This window comes from Rhodococcus sp. W8901 (genome assembly GCF_013348805.1).
Classification (GTDB): domain Bacteria; phylum Actinomycetota; class Actinomycetes; order Mycobacteriales; family Mycobacteriaceae; genus Prescottella.
Window position 1 is genome coordinate 4,050,363 of the sequence record NZ_CP054690.1, and the last position, 16,043, is coordinate 4,066,405.

Annotated in this window: 13 protein-coding genes; 2 read left to right on the forward strand and 11 right to left on the reverse strand. The window is 71.3% G+C overall.

From position 1 onward, the window contains the following. Positions 1-182 precede the first annotated feature (182 nt). Positions 183-989, forward strand: coding sequence for an acyl-CoA thioesterase domain-containing protein (locus tag HUN07_RS18945; RefSeq protein WP_174911888.1), 807 nt, complete (start codon positions 183-185; stop codon positions 987-989). Here the strand turns inward: HUN07_RS18945 and HUN07_RS18950 are convergent. From HUN07_RS18950 to HUN07_RS18985, 8 genes are all read right to left on the reverse strand, one after another. Then, positions 943-1,644, reverse strand: coding sequence for a sirohydrochlorin chelatase (locus HUN07_RS18950; protein WP_114721969.1), 702 nt, complete (start codon positions 1,642-1,644; stop codon positions 943-945). The two genes, HUN07_RS18945 and HUN07_RS18950, sit on opposite strands and share 47 nt — an antisense overlap. Next, the gene (locus tag HUN07_RS18955; protein WP_114721968.1) at positions 1,641-2,813 is read right to left on the reverse strand and encodes a uroporphyrinogen-III synthase; all 1,173 of its coding nucleotides are present in this window, start codon (positions 2,811-2,813) and stop codon (positions 1,641-1,643) included. The genes HUN07_RS18950 and HUN07_RS18955 overlap by 4 nt, the downstream gene beginning before the upstream one ends. After that, complete coding sequence (gene nirD, locus HUN07_RS18960) at positions 2,810-3,238, reverse strand: nitrite reductase small subunit NirD (protein ID WP_114721967.1); 429 nt, start codon at positions 3,236-3,238, stop codon at positions 2,810-2,812. The genes HUN07_RS18955 and nirD overlap by 4 nt, the downstream gene beginning before the upstream one ends. 64 nt (positions 3,239-3,302) lie before the next feature. Then, positions 3,303-5,828: a nitrite reductase large subunit NirB gene (nirB, locus tag HUN07_RS18965; RefSeq protein ID WP_174911891.1), complete on the reverse strand. Its 2,526-nt coding sequence runs from the start codon at positions 5,826-5,828 to the stop codon at positions 3,303-3,305. Continuing rightward, positions 5,825-7,336 (reverse strand): FAD-dependent oxidoreductase, encoded by a 1,512-nt coding sequence (locus HUN07_RS18970; RefSeq protein WP_302675461.1) that lies wholly within the window; start codon positions 7,334-7,336, stop codon positions 5,825-5,827. Before HUN07_RS18970 ends, nirB begins: the two co-directional genes overlap by 4 nt. Continuing rightward, positions 7,333-9,447 carry a molybdopterin oxidoreductase family protein gene (locus tag HUN07_RS18975; RefSeq protein ID WP_114721965.1) on the reverse strand — a complete coding sequence of 705 codons (2,115 nt, stop codon included), beginning with the start codon at positions 9,445-9,447 and terminating at the stop codon, positions 7,333-7,335. The genes HUN07_RS18970 and HUN07_RS18975 overlap by 4 nt, the downstream gene beginning before the upstream one ends. Then, positions 9,444-10,892, reverse strand: a complete 1,449-nt coding sequence (locus HUN07_RS18980; protein ID WP_114721964.1) for an MFS transporter — start codon at positions 10,890-10,892, stop codon at positions 9,444-9,446. Before HUN07_RS18980 ends, HUN07_RS18975 begins: the two co-directional genes overlap by 4 nt. 132 nt (positions 10,893-11,024) lie before the next feature. Continuing rightward, on the reverse strand, positions 11,025-12,284 hold the full coding sequence (locus HUN07_RS18985) for a CynX/NimT family MFS transporter (RefSeq protein WP_174911894.1): 1,260 nt from the start codon (positions 12,282-12,284) through the stop codon (positions 11,025-11,027). A 146-nt stretch (positions 12,285-12,430) separates the two neighbouring features. Here HUN07_RS18985 and HUN07_RS18990 point away from each other — a divergent pair, with 146 nt between their 5' ends. Next, a complete protein-coding gene (locus HUN07_RS18990) occupies positions 12,431-13,105 on the forward strand; it encodes a FadR/GntR family transcriptional regulator (RefSeq protein WP_114721962.1) in 675 nt (224 codons plus the stop codon). Here the strand turns inward: HUN07_RS18990 and HUN07_RS18995 are convergent. The 3 genes from HUN07_RS18995 to HUN07_RS19005 all read right to left on the reverse strand — a co-directional run bounded on the left by HUN07_RS18995 (position 13,102) and on the right by HUN07_RS19005 (position 16,025). Beyond that, a complete protein-coding gene (locus tag HUN07_RS18995) occupies positions 13,102-13,956 on the reverse strand; it encodes a TIGR02569 family protein (RefSeq protein WP_114721961.1) in 855 nt (284 codons plus the stop codon). The genes HUN07_RS18990 and HUN07_RS18995 overlap by 4 nt on opposite strands. 69 nt (positions 13,957-14,025) lie before the next feature. Next, positions 14,026-15,213: an adenylyltransferase/sulfurtransferase MoeZ gene (gene moeZ / locus HUN07_RS19000; RefSeq protein WP_114721960.1), complete on the reverse strand. Its 1,188-nt coding sequence runs from the start codon at positions 15,211-15,213 to the stop codon at positions 14,026-14,028. A 41-nt stretch (positions 15,214-15,254) separates the two neighbouring features. Continuing rightward, on the reverse strand, positions 15,255-16,025 hold the full coding sequence (locus HUN07_RS19005; RefSeq protein ID WP_254622599.1) for an HAD family hydrolase: 771 nt from the start codon (positions 16,023-16,025) through the stop codon (positions 15,255-15,257). Positions 16,026-16,043: the final 18 nt, after the last annotated feature.

A 16,043-nucleotide genomic window follows, 5' to 3' on the forward strand; every position in this document is an offset into this window, starting at 1 on the left:
GTCGGTCGGCCGAGCGTGCCCGGTCGTTCTTCACCGTAGTCCGGTACCTGCGGAATCGGGGCAGTTCCTGCACACCACTGCGCAAGATCCGTGCGTCCCCCGGGTACGCCGATGTGCCGCCCGTCACTTCCCTTGTCGTATGTTCCAGGAAGGCACATACCGAAGAAGGAGTGGGCGCACCCATGAACGAATCGATCGCTTTCCTCACCCGCGACGGGGACGGTTTCTCGCCGCTGCCACTGGGGATCAGCAAATGGTCGTCCGACATGATCAACGGGCCCGCACTCACCGGACTGCTCGCCCGCGACATCGAGAACGATCACGGCGCAGAGGGATTCGTTCCGGCCCGGCTCACGGTCGACCTGTTCCGGCCCGCGCGCGCCGAGCGGATCGACGTCGTGACCCGCAGCGTGCGGACCGGCAACCGTATCCGCGTCGCCGACGGCGAACTGCTGCAGAAGGGTGAGCCCGTCGCACGGGCAACGGTGGTCTTCCTGCGCCGCGGCGTCCAGCCGCCGGGGGAACTGTGGACCCGGCCCGAGAGCCCGCAGCCGCCGCCGCTCAGCCTCCTCGAACCGCTGCAGGCGCCGTCACATCCGTGGATCGGAAGCGACGACCACCCCGCCGGCTGGTCACCGTCGCTGGGAGATCACGAGGGGGCGAGCCGGAAGCGCATATGGCAGTACCAGGTTCCCGTGGTCGCGGGCGAGGAGCCGTCACCGTTCGTGCGTGCCGCGATGGTCGGCGAGACGACGAGCCTGATGACCAACTGGGGAACCGAGGGAATCGGCTTCATCAACGCCGACCTCACGTTGGCGCTGTCGCGGCTGCCCGAGGGACCGGAGATCGGCCTCGAGGCCGACAATCACATCAGCGTCGACGGCATCTCCATCAGCAGCACCACGATGTTCGACCGGCTCGGGCCGATCGGTACCTGCATCGTCAGTGCACTGTCGAACGCGCAACGCCAACTGGGCTTCGCGCGCTGAACCGCTCCGCGATCAGGTCGACGATCGCCGGGTCCGCACCCAGCGGCGCGGCGACACCGTCGGCGCCGGCCTGGTGAAGTCGGGCATGGAACAGACCCGGCGCGAGCAGGTAGGACGCGACGAACACCCGACGCTCCCCCTCCGATCGCAGGCGCTCGACGACCTCGGGCACTGTCGGCGACCTGGTCGCGATGTAGGCGACGGGGACCTCGCGGCGCACCCGAACCGAGAGCATCGCGGCGGCTCGCCGGACGTCGTGGCGGGCCCGCGGATCCGACGAACCGGCGGCGGCCAGCACGATGGCGTCTCCTGGCCGCCAACCGGATTCGCGTACGCGTAGCTCCAGGACCTTCGCGAGGACCGGGTGGGGGCCGAGCGCCTTCGTGACGGTCACACCGGGGTGCCGACTCTCGGCGACGAGGCGCGGCACGTCGGTGTGGACGTGGTAGCCCGACGCCAGGAACGCCGGGACCAGCACCGCGGGACCGTGGACGTCGCGCAGCACCTCGGCCGGCGAGGGCCCCACCACGTCGACGAACGCGGTGCGCACCGGCCCGATCCGATCGGCCACCGCGGCAGCGAGTTCCGCGACGGTGTCGACCCCGACCCGACTGCGGGTGCCGTGCGCGACCAACACGAAGGCGGGGCCGGTCACGGTCGGCTCGGCTCGAGCAGTCGGTCGTAGTCCGCCGGATCCAGCGCCAACCGATACCCACGCTTGACGATCGTCTGCACGGCCTTGGGCGCACCGAGATGGCCGCGCAACCGCGCGATCGCCGTCTCCACCGCGTGCGTGTCGTCGCTGCCACCGGGCAGCGCCGCCAGCAGATCCGCACGAGAGACCACCAACCCGGGCCGTTCGGCCAGGCGGCGCATCAACACCATGCCCGCGGGTGGCAGTTGCCGGACCTCACCGTCGACGACGACGCAGTTACCCCGCACGCTGATCTCGTGCCCGCCCGCACGAAGCCGGCCGGCCCGCCGCGGCAGTTCCTCCGCGATGTGCCGGGCCAGCGACCCCAGCCGCGACCGGCCCGGAGCGGTGGTCGGCACCCCCAACGAGGCGAGCGGTGCCGCCGTCACCGGACCCACGCACACCGCCGCGACACCGCCACCGAGCGCCCGCAACAGCGGCTCGAGCATCCCGGTCTCCTTGGCCCGCCCCAGGATCGAGGCCACGGCGGGCGCACTGGTGAAGCTCAGGGCGTCGAGTCCGCCCGTCGCGGCGCAGTCGATCATCCGGTCCAGCGCGGTGCAGTCGTCGGGCGGTGTCCAGCGGTACACTGGCACCGCGATGACGTCGGCGCCGGCCGACCGCAGCGCGGCACAGAAGTCCGGGATCGGTTCCCACTCCGTCGTCGCGCCGTGCAACTGGACCGCGATGCGCCGCCCGGCCACGCCCTCCGCGAGCAGATACTCGAGCACCTCGGCCGACGATTCCGACTCCGGCGACCACTCCTCACGCAGGTCGGCCGCCCGGACGGCGCCCTTCGCCTTGGGGCCGCGGGCGATGATGCGGCTGGCCCCCAGCGCGATGAGCAACTGCTCGGCCCGGCCCCAGCCCTCGGCCGCCCCCATCCAGCCGCGGAACCCGATGCCGGTCGTCGCGACCACGACGTCCGGAGGATCGCCGACGACCGCATCCGTCACCCGCGCCAGTTCGGCGTCGTCGGCGAGCGGGATGATCCGGATCGCGGGCGCGTGCACGACGTCGGCCCCGCGCCGCGTCAGCAGTGTCGCGAACTCGTCGGCCCGCCGCGACGCGGTGATCCCGACCGTGAATCCACGCAGTTCGTCGCCGGTCGGCGGGACCCCTGCCGTCACGGTGAACCTTCCCTCGTCGGGATCACACACACCTGCACGACGTCGTCGCCGCGACCGCGAACCACCCGCACCGGGTACACGGGCAACCGGACCCCGTCGTCGTCGAGGCAGCGCCCGTCGTTGAGCGAGAACACCTGTTTGAGCAGTGGAGACGCCACCGTCGGCTCGCCACCGCGGTCCCCCACCAGGCCGCGGGACATCACCGCGGCCCGCCCGAACGGATCGATGTTGCCCACCGCCCGCAGGCTCCCGTCCGCCAGCAGGAACAGCGCCGCCTGCGCACCGCCCCGCAGCAGCACGGCCACGCCGCGGCCGGGGATCAGGTGCCCCCGCGCGCACGCCGACGTCCAGTGCCGCTCCTCCGTGACGAAGGCCGTCTCGTGGGTGTCGGTCGTGCCGGACACCCAGCTTTCCATCACCGTCATCGCAGTCCTCCCTGTGCTGTTGCTCATTGAACGGTCGGGTTGTTTCTTCGGGGTTACCCGGCGATTACCGGCGCGAGGAGCTTTCCCGCCTCCCGTCCGGAACGTCCGGAATGCCGATCAGGACCGGGATCCTGCGCGGGCCGGAGTCGTCGAACGCCACGGTCGGATCGGGCACCTCGGGGGCGTTGACGAAGGAGACGAACCGCGACAGCTTCTCGGGATCGTCGAGCACGCCCGCCCACTCGTCGCGGTAGCCGGCGACGTGCCGGGCCATCGCGTCCTCGAGCTCGTCGGCGATGCCGAGGCCGTCGTCGCACACCACCGCGGCCAGGTGTTCGAGGCCGCCCTCGAGCGACTCGATCCACGGCGCGGTCCGCTGCAGCCGGTCGGCGGTGCGGACGTAGAACATGAGGTAACGGTCGATGTACCGGATCAGGGTGGCGTCGTCGAGCCCACCGGCCAACAGCTGCGCCTGCCGCGGGGTCTGCCCGCCGTTGCCGCCGACGTAGAGGTTCCAGCCGCTCTCGGTCGCGATGACGCCGACGTCCTTGCCGCGCGCCTCGGCACACTCGCGCGCACACCCCGACACCCCGAACTTGATCTTGTGCGGCGCCCGCAGCCCGCGGTAGCGGTTCTCGAGCCGCACCGCCATGCCCACCGAGTCCTGGACGCCGTACCGGCACCACGTGGACCCGACGCAGCTCTTCACGGTGCGCAGCGACTTGCCGTATGCCTGACCGGATTCCATACCGACGTCCACGAGCCGGCGCCAGATCTCCGGTAGCTGCTCCACCCGCGCGCCGAACAGGTCGATGCGCTGACCGCCCGTCACCTTGAGATACAGACCGTAGTCCCGCGCGATCTCACCGATCGTGATGAGCTGTTCCGGCGTGCACTCCCCTCCCGGCATCCGCGGCACCACAGAGTAGGTACCGTTGCGCTGGATGTTGGCGAGGAAGTGGTCGTTGGTGTCCTGCAGCGACGCCTGCTCGCCGCCCAGTACGTGCTCCGACGACGTCGACGCCAGGATCGACGCGACGACGGGTTTGCAGATGTCGCAACCCGTTCCGGTGCCGTACTGCCCGATCAGCCCGGAGAACGTGCGGGTACCGGTGGCGCGGACGATCTCGAACAGCTCGGCCCGCGACTGCGTGAAGTGCTCGCACAGCGCCTTCGACAGCTCCACGCCGGACGACGCGAGCAGCGCCTTCACCGTCGGCAGGCACCCGCCGCACGTGGTCCCGGCGCCGGTGCACGACTTCACCGCCGCGACGTCGCACGCCCCGCCGGTGATCGCCGCGCAGATCGCCCCCTTGGTCACGGCGTTGCACGAGCACACCTGGGCGTCATCGGGAAGTGTTCCCGCGCCGGGCTTCTCACCGGCCGGCGAGATCAGCGCGGCCGGGTCGCCGGGCAGTTCCCGGCCGACCAGCGGACGCAGCGAGCCGTACGCCGACGCGTCGCCGACCAGGATCCCGCCGAGCAGGGTCCTCGCGTCGTCGGAGACGACGAGCTTGGCGTACGTCCCCTTCGCGGCGTCGCTGAGCACCACCTCGAGGGCGCCCGGTGTGACGGCGTGGACGTCGCCGAAGCTCGCGACGTCCACGCCGAGCAGCTTGAGCTTGGTGGACAGGTCGGCGCCGGGGAACACCGCGTCGCCGCCGAGCAGGCGGTCGGCCACCACCTCGGCCGTCGTGTAGCCGGGTGCGACCAGGCCGTAGCAGCGCCCCTCCACCGCGGCGCACTCTCCCACCGCGAATACCGCGGGATCGGATGTGACGCAACCGCTGTCGGTGAGGATGCCGCCGCGTTCGGCGATGTCGAGACCGGCGTCGCGGGCCAGCCGATCCTGCGGGCGGACACCCGCCGAGAACACCAGCAGCGCGGCGTCGATCACCGACCCGTCGGACAGTTCCACCCGGACGCCGTCCGATCCGTCGGTGATCGAACCGATTCCCGTTCCGGTGTGCAGTGTGAGCCCGAGGTCGGTCACGAGGCGGGCCAGCACCGCACCACCGCCCTCGTCGACCTGCAACGGCATCAGCCGGGCGTTGTGCTCCACGACGTGTGGAGACATCCCCAACTGGCGCAGCGCGTTCGCGGCCTCGAGCCCGAGCAGGCCGCCGCCGACCACGACGCCGACGGCGCCCGGCCCGGCGGCCTCCGCGCGGGCCCGGATGCCGTCGAGGTCGCCGGGGGTGCGGTAGACGAAGCACAGGTCGTGATCGTGTCCGGACACCGGCGGGACGAACGGGTACGAACCCGTCGCCAGCACCAACGCGTCGTAGGCCAACGTCTCGCCCGTCGACGTCGTCACGGTGCGCGCGTCCCGGTCGATCGCGTCCGCCCGCACCCCCACCCGCAGGTCCACGGCGGGATCGCCGGCGAAGTCGTTGCCCGCCAGGGCGAGTTCCTTCGCATCCCAGGAGCCGACGTACGACGACAGCGCCACCCGGTCGTACGCCGGCAGGGCCTCCTCGCACAGCACGGTCACCGACCAGGCGTCGGCCTCGTCGCGCGCCCGCAGCGCCTCCACGAAGCGGTGGCCCACCATGCCGTGTCCGATCACGATCGCGGTCCGTTCGTTCATGCCGCACCTTCCTTCCGGGCCGGTGTTTCTCGTTCGTCGTGGGTCTCGTCGTCGTTGTGGGGATCCCCGACCTGGGGGTCACTGCTCCGCAGCCACTCGCAGATGCCCTCCACCGCGGCACTGCATCCGCCGCACCCCGTCGTCGCGCGGGTCGCGGTCGCCAGCGCGGCCGGCGACCGCGCCCCGGACCGCCACGCGACCGTGAGATTCGATTTGGTCACCGAGTTGCAGCGGCAGATCACCGCGCCGCCCGGCATCCCGGCGGGGCTCACCGATTCGGTGGCCGCGGCGCCGCGGCCGGTCAGCAGCACCATGCGGTCGTGCGGCACCGGCAGTCCGGCGTCGAACAGTTGGGTGACGGTGCCGACCACGTCGGGGCTGCCGAGCAGGACCGCGCCGACGATCCGCTCGTCGCGCACCACGACCTTGGCGTAGCGTCCGCGCGCCGGGTCGGCGACGGTGAGCACCTCGTGGTTCTCGCTGTGCAGGTCGGCACCCACGTCCCCCATCGACGCGAGGTCGATGTCGTGGGCCTTGAGCCGGGTCACCGTCTCGCTGCCCCGGTACTCGGATTCCGGATCGGCGCCGGTGATCCGGTCGGCCACCACCGCGGCCTGCTCCCAGCCGGGCTGCACCAGCCCGTACACCTCGCCGCGATGCTGCGCGCACTCCCCGATCGCCCACAAGTGCGGGGCGCTGGTGCGCAGTCCGTCGTCGACGACGACGCCGTGGTCGACGACGACACCGGCATCGCGCGCCAACGCGGTGTCGGGCCGGATCCCCGCCGTGAGCACCACCAGATCGGCCGGCAGTTCGGTGCCGTCGTCGAGGACGAGCAGGCGTTCAGTGCCGTTGCCGCGCAGCGTCTTCGCGCGCCGGTTCAGCAGCAGCCGCATGCCCAGGCCGGTGAGCACACGGGTCAGGACCGTGCCGCCACCCGCATCCATCTGCCGTTCCATCGGCACCGCCTTGGGGTGCACGACGGTGACGTCGACGCCGCGCAGCAGCAGCCCCCGGGCCGCCTCGAGACCCAGCAGGCCGCCGCCGAGCACCACCGCCCGGCACCCCGGCGCCGCGGCGTCGGCGATCCGGTCGCAGTCCTCGACGGTTCGGAACGCGACCACCCCGGCGGCGGCGACGTCCAGCCCCTCGACCGGCGGCACGAACGATGTGCTGCCCGTCGCGAGGACCACCTCGTCGTAGCCGAGCACCGTGCCGTCGCCGCCGCGCACCACCCGCGACCCGGTGTCGACCGCCTCCACCCGCACCCCGATGCGCACGTCGACGTGGTTGCGCGCCCACCAGTCGTCCGGCCGCAGCCGGGTGTCGCGCGCGGTGATGCTGCCCGCCAACACGTTCGACAGCAGGATCCGGTTGTACGCGGCGCGCGGCTCCGCGCCGAACACCACGACCTCGAGACGCGCGGGGTCGCGTTCGTGGCGGCGCAACTCCTCGGCCAGGCGCGCACCCGCCATGCCGTTGCCGACGATCACCACGCGCCGGGTCACGGCCGAACCCCCGCCCCTGCCTCGAGGCGGACCGCGCACACCTTGAACTCCGGCATCCGGCTCGTCGGGTCGAGGGCCGGATTCGTCAGCAGGTTTGCCCGCGCGTCGCCCGCGAAGTGGAACGGCAGGAAGACGGTGTCCAGCCGCATCGACTCGTCGCACCGGACCGACGCCGCCACCCGACCGCGCCGGGCCACCACCGTCGCAGCGTCGCCGTCGCGCAGTCCGACGCGGGCCGCGGTGTCGGGATGGACCTGGACGAACATCGGTCCCGCGGCCGCCGCGAGTTCGGCCACCCGCCGGGACTGCGCGCCCGACTGGTAGTGCGCCAGAACCCGTCCCGTGGTCGCGAGCAGCGGGAACTCGGTATCCGTCGGCTCGGCGGGACCGCGATGCTCGACGGCGGTGAACCGCGCCCGCCCGTCGTCGGTCGCGAACCGGTCCAGGAACAGCCGCGGCGTCCCCGGATGCGCGACGTCGGGGCACGGCCAGTGCAGCGCCTCGCCCGCATCCAGCCGCGCGTACGTGACACCCGCGTAGTCGGCGACACCGCCCGCCGACGCGCGGCGCAGTTCGTCGAACACCACCTCCGGCGAGGTCGGGAACCGGGACGCGGGTTGCCCGAGCCGAACGGCCAACTCCCGCCACACCTCGAGCTCACCGCGCGCCCCGTCCGGCGGGGTCGTTGCGCGACGACGGCGCAGCACCCGGCCCTCGAGGCTGGTCATGGTGCCCTCCTCCTCGGCCCACTGCAGGACCGGCAGCACCACGTCGGCCATCGCGGCGGTCTCCGACAGCAGGAAGTCGCACACCACCAGCAGGTCCAGCGAGCGCAGGCGGTCGACGACGTGGCCGGCCCGCGGCGCCGACACCGCGAGGTTGGCGCCGTGCACCATCAGGGCGCGGGGACCGTCGGGGCGGCCGAGGGCGTCGAGCAGCTCGTACGCGCTGCGCCCCGGTCCGGGTAGGTCCGCCGGGTCGATTCCCCACACCCGCGCAACATGTTCGCGGGCAACGGGATCGGTGATCTTGCGGTACCCGGGCAGCTGGTCGGCCTTCTGCCCGTGTTCGCGGCCGCCCTGCCCGTTGCCCTGCCCCGTGACGGCGCCGTAGCCGCTGCCGCGGCGTCCCGGCAGGCCCAGCGTGAGTGCGAGCGCGATCCACGCCGAGACGGTGTCGGTGCCGGTCGCGTGCTGCTCGGCGCCGCGGGCGGTGAGGACGTAGGCGCCGGTGTCGTTGCGGCGGGAGCGCGACAGGATCTCCACCGCCCGGCGCAGCGACGCGACGGGCACGCCGGTGACGCGTTCGGTGCGCTCGGGCCACCACTGTGCCGCCGCGAGCCATGTGTCGCCGAACCCGTCGGTTCGCGCCTCGACGTACTCCCGGTCGAGGTGGCCTTCCGTGACCGCGAGGTGCAGCATGCCCAGGGCCAGCGGCAGATCCGTGCCGGGCGCGAGTTGCAGGTGCAGTCCCCCGCCGGCCAGCGCGCGTTCCACCGTGGCGGTGCGGCGGGGGTCGGCGACGATCAGCCCGCCAGAGTCGGCGGCGGCCGTGAGGTGCCCGACCAGGGGCGGCATCGTCTCGGCGACGTTGCCGCCGGCGAGCAGGATCGCCTTCGCCGACGTCAGATCCGAGACCGGGAACGGCAGTCCGCGGTCGAGCCCGAACGCGCGGATCCCCGCCGCGGCCGCCGACGACATGCAGAACCGGCCGTTGTAGTCGATGTTCGACGTGCCGAGCGCGACGCGCGCGAACTTGCCGAGCATGTACGCCTTCTCGTTGGTGAGCCCGCCACCGCCGAAGATCCCGACCGCGTCCCGTCCGCCCGCGTCCTGTGCGGAACGGAAGCCGTCCACGACCCGGTCCAGCGCCTCCGGCCACGTCGCCCGTCGCAGCGTGCCCGCGTCGCGCACCAGCGGGGTCGTCAACCGGTCGGGGTGGCGCAGCAGTTCGGCGCTGGTCCACCCTTTCTGGCACAGTCCGCCCCGGTTGGTCGGGAACTGGCGTCCGGCGACCGTCACGCTCCCGGCCTCGCGCGTGAGCGTCATCGCGCACTGCAGACCGCAGTACGGGCAGTGCGTCGCCGTCGCGGCGGCGAGGGTGGCCGTCATGACGACACCGCAATCGGCTGTCCGGCAGTCGCTTCCGAAACCGACGGGCGGCGCAGGAACACGAACCACGTGACGATCGCGCACACCACGTAGAAGCCGAGGAACACCCAGAAGGCCATCGTCGCCGACTTCGCGGGACTGCTGTACGACGCCCGCAGCACCAGGTTGATGCCGACGCCGCCGAGACCACCGACGGCACCCGCGAACCCGATCAGGGCGCCGGACATGTTGCGCGACCATGCTGCCCGGGCCGGTTGGTCCAGCCCGGCGAGTTCGCGGGAGCGCGCCTCGAAGATCGACGGGATCATCTTGTACACCGAGCCGTTGCCGAGGCCCGAGAGCACGAACAGCACCACGAACCCGATCACCAGCGCCGTCATCGCGCCGGCGCCCGCGGCACCGGGCGTGCTGTCGTCGACGGTCCCGGCCGCGACGAGCACCGCCGTCGCGAACACCATGGTCACGAACGTGTACAGCGTGATCCTGCCCCCGCCGATGCGGTCGGCCAGCCTGCCGCCGATCGGGCGGGCGATCGACCCGAGCAGCGGCCCGAGGAACGCGATCTGCGCGGCGTGCAGCGCGGCCTGCGCGGGACTGGCGCCACCGGCGAGGAAGTTGATCTGCAGCACCTGACCGAACGCGAAGCTGAAACCGATGAACGATCCGAAGGTGCCGATGTAGAGGAAGCTGACGATCCACGACTCGCGGATCCGCAGTGCCTGCGCCATCGAGCGCAGGTCCGCCTTCTGGTTGCCGAGGTTGTCCATGAACAGGGCGGCGCCGACCGCGGCCACCGCGATCAGCACGAGGTACACCGCGCACACGAGATACGGGGCGGTATTGCCGGCGGTCGCGATCACCAGCAGACCCACCAACTGGATCACCGGTACACCGATGTTGCCGCCACCCGCGTTCAGTCCCAGCGCCCAGCCCTTGAGCCGCTGCGGGTAGAAGGCGTTGATGTTCGCCATCGACGACGCGAAGTTGCCGCCGCCGACGCCCGCGGTGGCGGCCACCAGCAGGAACGTCGTGTACGACGTGCCGGGATGCATCACGAACCACAGCGTCAGCACGGTCGGGATCAGCAGCACCAGAGCGCTGAACACCGTCCAGTTACGGCCGCCGAACCGGGCGGTGGCGACGGTGTACGGAATCCGCAACACCGAGCCGACGAGGGTCGGGACCGCGACCAGGAAGAACTTGCCGGCCGCGTCGATGCCGAACACGTCGGTGGGCATGAACAGCACCATCACCGACCAGATCGACCAGACGGAGAAGCCGACGTGCTCGGCGACCACCGACCACACGAGATTGCGGCGGGCGATGTCCTTGCCGCCGGCCTCCCACGCGTCGACGTCCTCGGCGTCCCAGCGCGCGATGTAGTGCCCCTGCACCACCGGCGCGTGCGCATCCGGTGCTGTGGACCGATCGGAGAGTGTGGTCACCTGGGCCTCCTACCTGTGTGGGAAACCCCAAGGTAGGAGGCCGATGTTGCCGCGGTGATGCCCCCGATGACCCGTCCGTCAACTCTCGCTCACCCGCGCAGATCCGGGCAGTGAGGTCTACGGACCTGCAGGTCAGGCGGTCTTGCCGCCCCAGCTGTCCTCGAGCATGCGCGGCTTGCACGCCGCCCACGCGGAGATCAGGACGACGACGACGGCGACGCCGAGCAGCGCGAACGGTGCACCCCACCCGCCGGTGGACTCGTGCAGCACGCCGAACAGCAGCGGCCCGATGCACGCGACGGTGTAGCCGATGCCCTGCGTGAAGCCGGACAGCGCGGCCGACCCGGTGTGGGTGCGGGTGCGCAGGTTGATCAGCGTCAGCGACATCGGGAACGTGCTGGGCCCGAGCCCGATGATGATCACCCACAGGATCGGCACCGACATCGGCGCCAGGAACAGCCCGGTGAAGCCGATCGCGTAGCAGACCGCGCAGCCCACGACGATCGGGAACGGGTTCCGCATCCGCGCGCACACGGTGGGCGCGCCGAACGCCGCGATCAGACCCATCAGCGAGAACAGTGCGACCATGCTGCCGCCGAACGACTCGCTCGCTCCCGCCTCGGTGAGGATCTCGGGGATCCACGTGAACATCGAGTACGTGATGAGCGAGGTCATGCCGAACATGCCGGCCATGCCCCAGCCCACCGGCGAGCGCCACGGTCGGCCGGGCGCATGCTCCGCCGGCAGCGTCGCGGCGGTGGTCGCGGCGGCTGTGTCTGCAGAGGTCTTCTTGCGGCCGCGGGCGAGGATCATCAGCCACGGCGCGGCGGCCGCGAACCCGAGCAGCGACCACACACCGAGCGAGATGCGCCAGTCGAACGCGTCCGCGAGCGGCACCGCGACCGTCGCCGGCAGGATCGTGCCGATCTGCACGCCCGTGATGTAGATCGAGCTCATGAGCGCCAGACGATCGCTGAAGTACCGCTTGACCAGCGGCGGGATCACGACGTTGCCGATGCCCATGCCGCCGAGCGCGAGCGCCGACAGCGCGAGCAGCGACCACGTGTCGCCGACCATCGCGCGGGTGAGCATGCCGACGCCGGCCATCATCATCGCCAGCAGCGCTGTCCATTCGAGCCCGAGTCGGCGCGCGATTGCCGGGGTGAGCAGACCGAACACGGCGAACATCGCCGTGGGCACCATGCCGAATACGCCGACGACGGTGGACGAGAAACCGAGGTCGTCACTGATCTGCGACGCGAGCGGCGTGAACGACGTGACCGCCAGACGCAGCGTCAGCGCCGACATGGCGATGGCCGCGAAAACCAGTACCCGGCCCGCGAGCAGGGGCTGCGGTCCTCGTATGGGTGTGGACGTCGCGGACGCGGTCATCTACTGCCTCGTTCCCGTGGGAGATGGTGAATGGGGAGTGCCCGGCCCGAACGGCCTTTGCACTCGACCCGAGAAATCATAGGATGACCGGACGAAAGTGTGCAAAGCATAATTCGTGAGACGACCGCCTACCCCGCAGGAGCGCCGTGCAACCCGTCCGCCGCAGCACCCTGATCGCCCAGGTGACCGAACAGCTCCGTGACGAGATCCGGTCCGGTAACTGGCCGGTCGGGACGCGCATCCCCACCGAGCCCGAGCTGTCCGAGCTGACCGGGACCGGTCGCAACACGGTGCGCGAGGCCGTTCAGGCCCTCGTCCATTCAGGACTGCTCGAACGGCGCCAGGGTTCGGGGACCTTCGTGCTCGCCGACTCCGAGGTCAGCGGCACCCTCGGCAAGTACTTCGCCGGAGCCCACGAACGCGACGTGCTCGAGCTCCGCCAGTCGCTCGACGTGACCGCGGCCGGCCTGGCCGCGCAACGCCGCGACAACTCCGACATCGAGACCCTGCGCGGCCTGCTCGACGATCGGATCACGGCGTGGGAGTCGGCCGACCTGCACACCGCGATCGCCGCCGACATCGCGCTGCACCGGGGCATCGTCGCGGCCAGCCACAACCGCGTCTACCTCGAGTTCTACGACTCACTGTTGCCCGCGATCGAGGCGACGGTCCTCAAGCATGTGTCCGCCACCGGGGCCGCCTTCCACGACGAGCACAGTTCGCTGGTCGAGGCCGTGATCGCCGGCGACGCCGACCGCGCCGTCGGGGCCGCCCGCTGCTTCTTCGACGAACTGCTCGCCGGGTACGCGAACGAACGCTAGAGGATCAGGCGCACCAGTTCGGCGGTACGCATCAGGCCGGGCAGCGCATCGGGCGTGGACCGCGGGTGCAACGTGTGCACCGACAGCCGGAACAGCAACGCCCGCAGCAGCATCTGCGGCCACTCCGGCAGGTCTTCCCAGCGTCCGATCAGGCCCTCGTCGGCGCCGCCCCACGACAGCGCGTCGACGACGGCCACCCCGGCCGCCCACGGCGCGGGACGCCAGTACGGCGTGATGTCGGTGACGCCCGGCGCGGCGCTGCCCGCGAACAGGACGGTGCCGAACAGGTCTCCGTGCACCAGCTGATCCGGGGACCGCACCGGCTTGCGCAGCGAAGCGAGCTGCCCGATCAACTCCACGCTGCGCTGACCGTCGGGCGACAGGTCCTCGAGCGCACCCGCCGCCCTGGCCGACCGCAGCGGCACCGTCTCCCACGCGGCCCGGTCGGCGGCGACGAAGACGTCGACATCGGCCCACGGCGCGACGGGCGGCTGCGCGAGGAATCGGGGGCGCTCCAACTGCGCCGTCGCCGCGTGCAGGCGCAGCGACAGCGAGACCACCTCGTCGTGGCGCGGCTCGGGGGTCCCGACGATGAAGGTGTCCGCCCGCCAACCGGATACGACGTAACGGCCGTCCGTGGCGCGCACCGGCCGGGCGAGCCGGACCGCGTCCACGGCCAGGGTTTCGCGTACCTTCGCGGACCATGCCGCGCGGGCGTGATCGGCGACCGGGGTGAGCACGACGTCGCCCAACCGCCAGCCGCCCTCCCAATCCGCGCCCAGGGCCATCGGTTCGACCTCGCGGAGACCGAAGGTCGAACAGACGTGCTGGGGAGGTTGCGCAGAGCTCACGGCCCTGAGGCTACCGCCGGATACCGGTCGGATCGGTGAGGCGCTCCGGGACGGACTCGACAACCCGACTCAGTAGACGGGAAGCGACGGATCGACCTGCTGCGCCCACGCGATGACGCCGCCCTGCAGATGCACCGCGTCGGCGAAACCCGCCTTGCGGATCGCGGCGAGGGCCTCGGCCGATCGGATACCGGTCTTGCAGTGCAGCACGATGCGCTTGTCCTGCGGCAGATCCGCGAGGGCCTCGCCGGACAAGATGCGCCCCTTGGGGATCAGCGTCGCACCGGGCAGGTGCACGATGTCCCACTCCACCGGTTCCCGCACGTCGACGATCGCGATGTCGGCACCCGAGTCGATCAGCTCCCGCAGTTCGATCGGCGTGATCGTGGACTCCCGATCGGCGTCGGTGACGGCCTCCACACCGCAGAACGCGTCGTAGTCGATCAGTTCGGTGACCGGCACCCGGTCGGGGTCGCGGCTCAGCTTCACGGTGCGGTAATTCATCGCCAGCGCGTCGTAGATCATCAACCGACCCAGCAGCGAATCGCCGATGCCGGTGATCAGCTTGATCGCCTCGGTCGCCATGATCGATCCGATCGACGCGCACAGCACACCGAGCACGCCGCCCTCCGCGCACGACGGCACCGTCCCCGGCGGCGGCGCCTCCGGGTAGAGGTCGCGCAGCGTGATGCCGGTGACGCCGTAGCCGTCGGGCGCGGCGTCCCAGAACAGCGACACCTGCCCCTCGAAGCGGTAGATCGAGCCCCACACGTACGGTCGGCCGGCCAGGACGGCAGCATCGTTGACGAGGTAGCGGGTGGCGAAGTTGTCGGCGCCGTCGAGGATCAGGTCGTACTCGCCGAACAACTCGACCGCGTTGGACGCCTCGAGCCGGAACTCGTGCAGGCGCACGTCGACGTGCGGATTGATCTCCCGGATCTTCTCCCGCGCGCTCTGCGCCTTGGACCGTCCGATGTCGGCGGTGCCGTGGATGACCTGGCGCTGCAGATTGGACTCGTCGACGACGTCGAAGTCGACGATGCCGATCGTGCCGACACCGGCCGCGGCGAGGTACATCAGTGTGGGCGAGCCCAACCCGCCGGCGCCGATCACGAGTACGCGGGCGTTCTTGAGCCGCTTCTGCCCGCTAGTCCCCACGTTCGGGATGATCAGGTGTCGGCTGTACCGCGCGACCTCGTCGCGGCTCAACTCCCCTGCGGGTTCGACCAGTGGGGGAAGCTGACTACTCGCGGGCACCGCACACTCCTGACATCGACCGTTCAACGCTCGCATCCAGCCTAGGCCGTCGGGAACCGCACCTCGAGGTCGATCGGATCCGCGACCACGACGTCGGCTCCCGCCTCGCGCAGCGCGGCGGCGTGATGCGTCCGGTCGACGCCGACGACCACCCCGAACGACCCGCGGCGGCCCGCCTCGACGCCTGAGAGAGCATCCTCGAGCACGACGCACTGCGACGGCGCCAGACCCAGCCGCCTCGCGCCCTCGAGATACGTCGCGGGGTCGGGCTTGCCGGCCAGGGACAGCCGGTCGACGTCGATGCCGTCGACGCGGGCGTCGAAGCTGTCGGCCAGTCCCGCCGCCGTCAGCACCCGATTCGCGTTGCGGCTCGCCGTCACCAGCGCAACGGGGACGTGCGCGGCGCGCAACCGTTCGATCAGTGTCACGGTCCCCGGGAAGGCATCCACGCCGTTCTCGTCGAGTTCGTGCAGGAACAGCGCATCCTTGCGGGCCGCGAGCCCGCACACGGTGTGTGCCTCCGGCGGATCCGACGGGTCACCGTGCGGGATGTCGATCGACCGCGACGCGAGGAACGACGCGACCCCGTCGACCCGCGGCCGGCCGTCGACGTAGTTGACGTAGTCGTCCGCGGTGAAGTGCGCCTCGCCCTTGCCGCGTTCGTCGAGGAACTCGTCGAACAGCCGGCTCCAGGCCCGGGCGTGGACCCGCGCGGTGTCGGTGACGACGCCGTCCATGTCGAACAGGAACCCGGCGCAGGCGGTGTCACCGATGTGGACGACGGGCGGGCTCGAGGACGATGCGACAGACACAGCCGGCCCCTCCTTCTC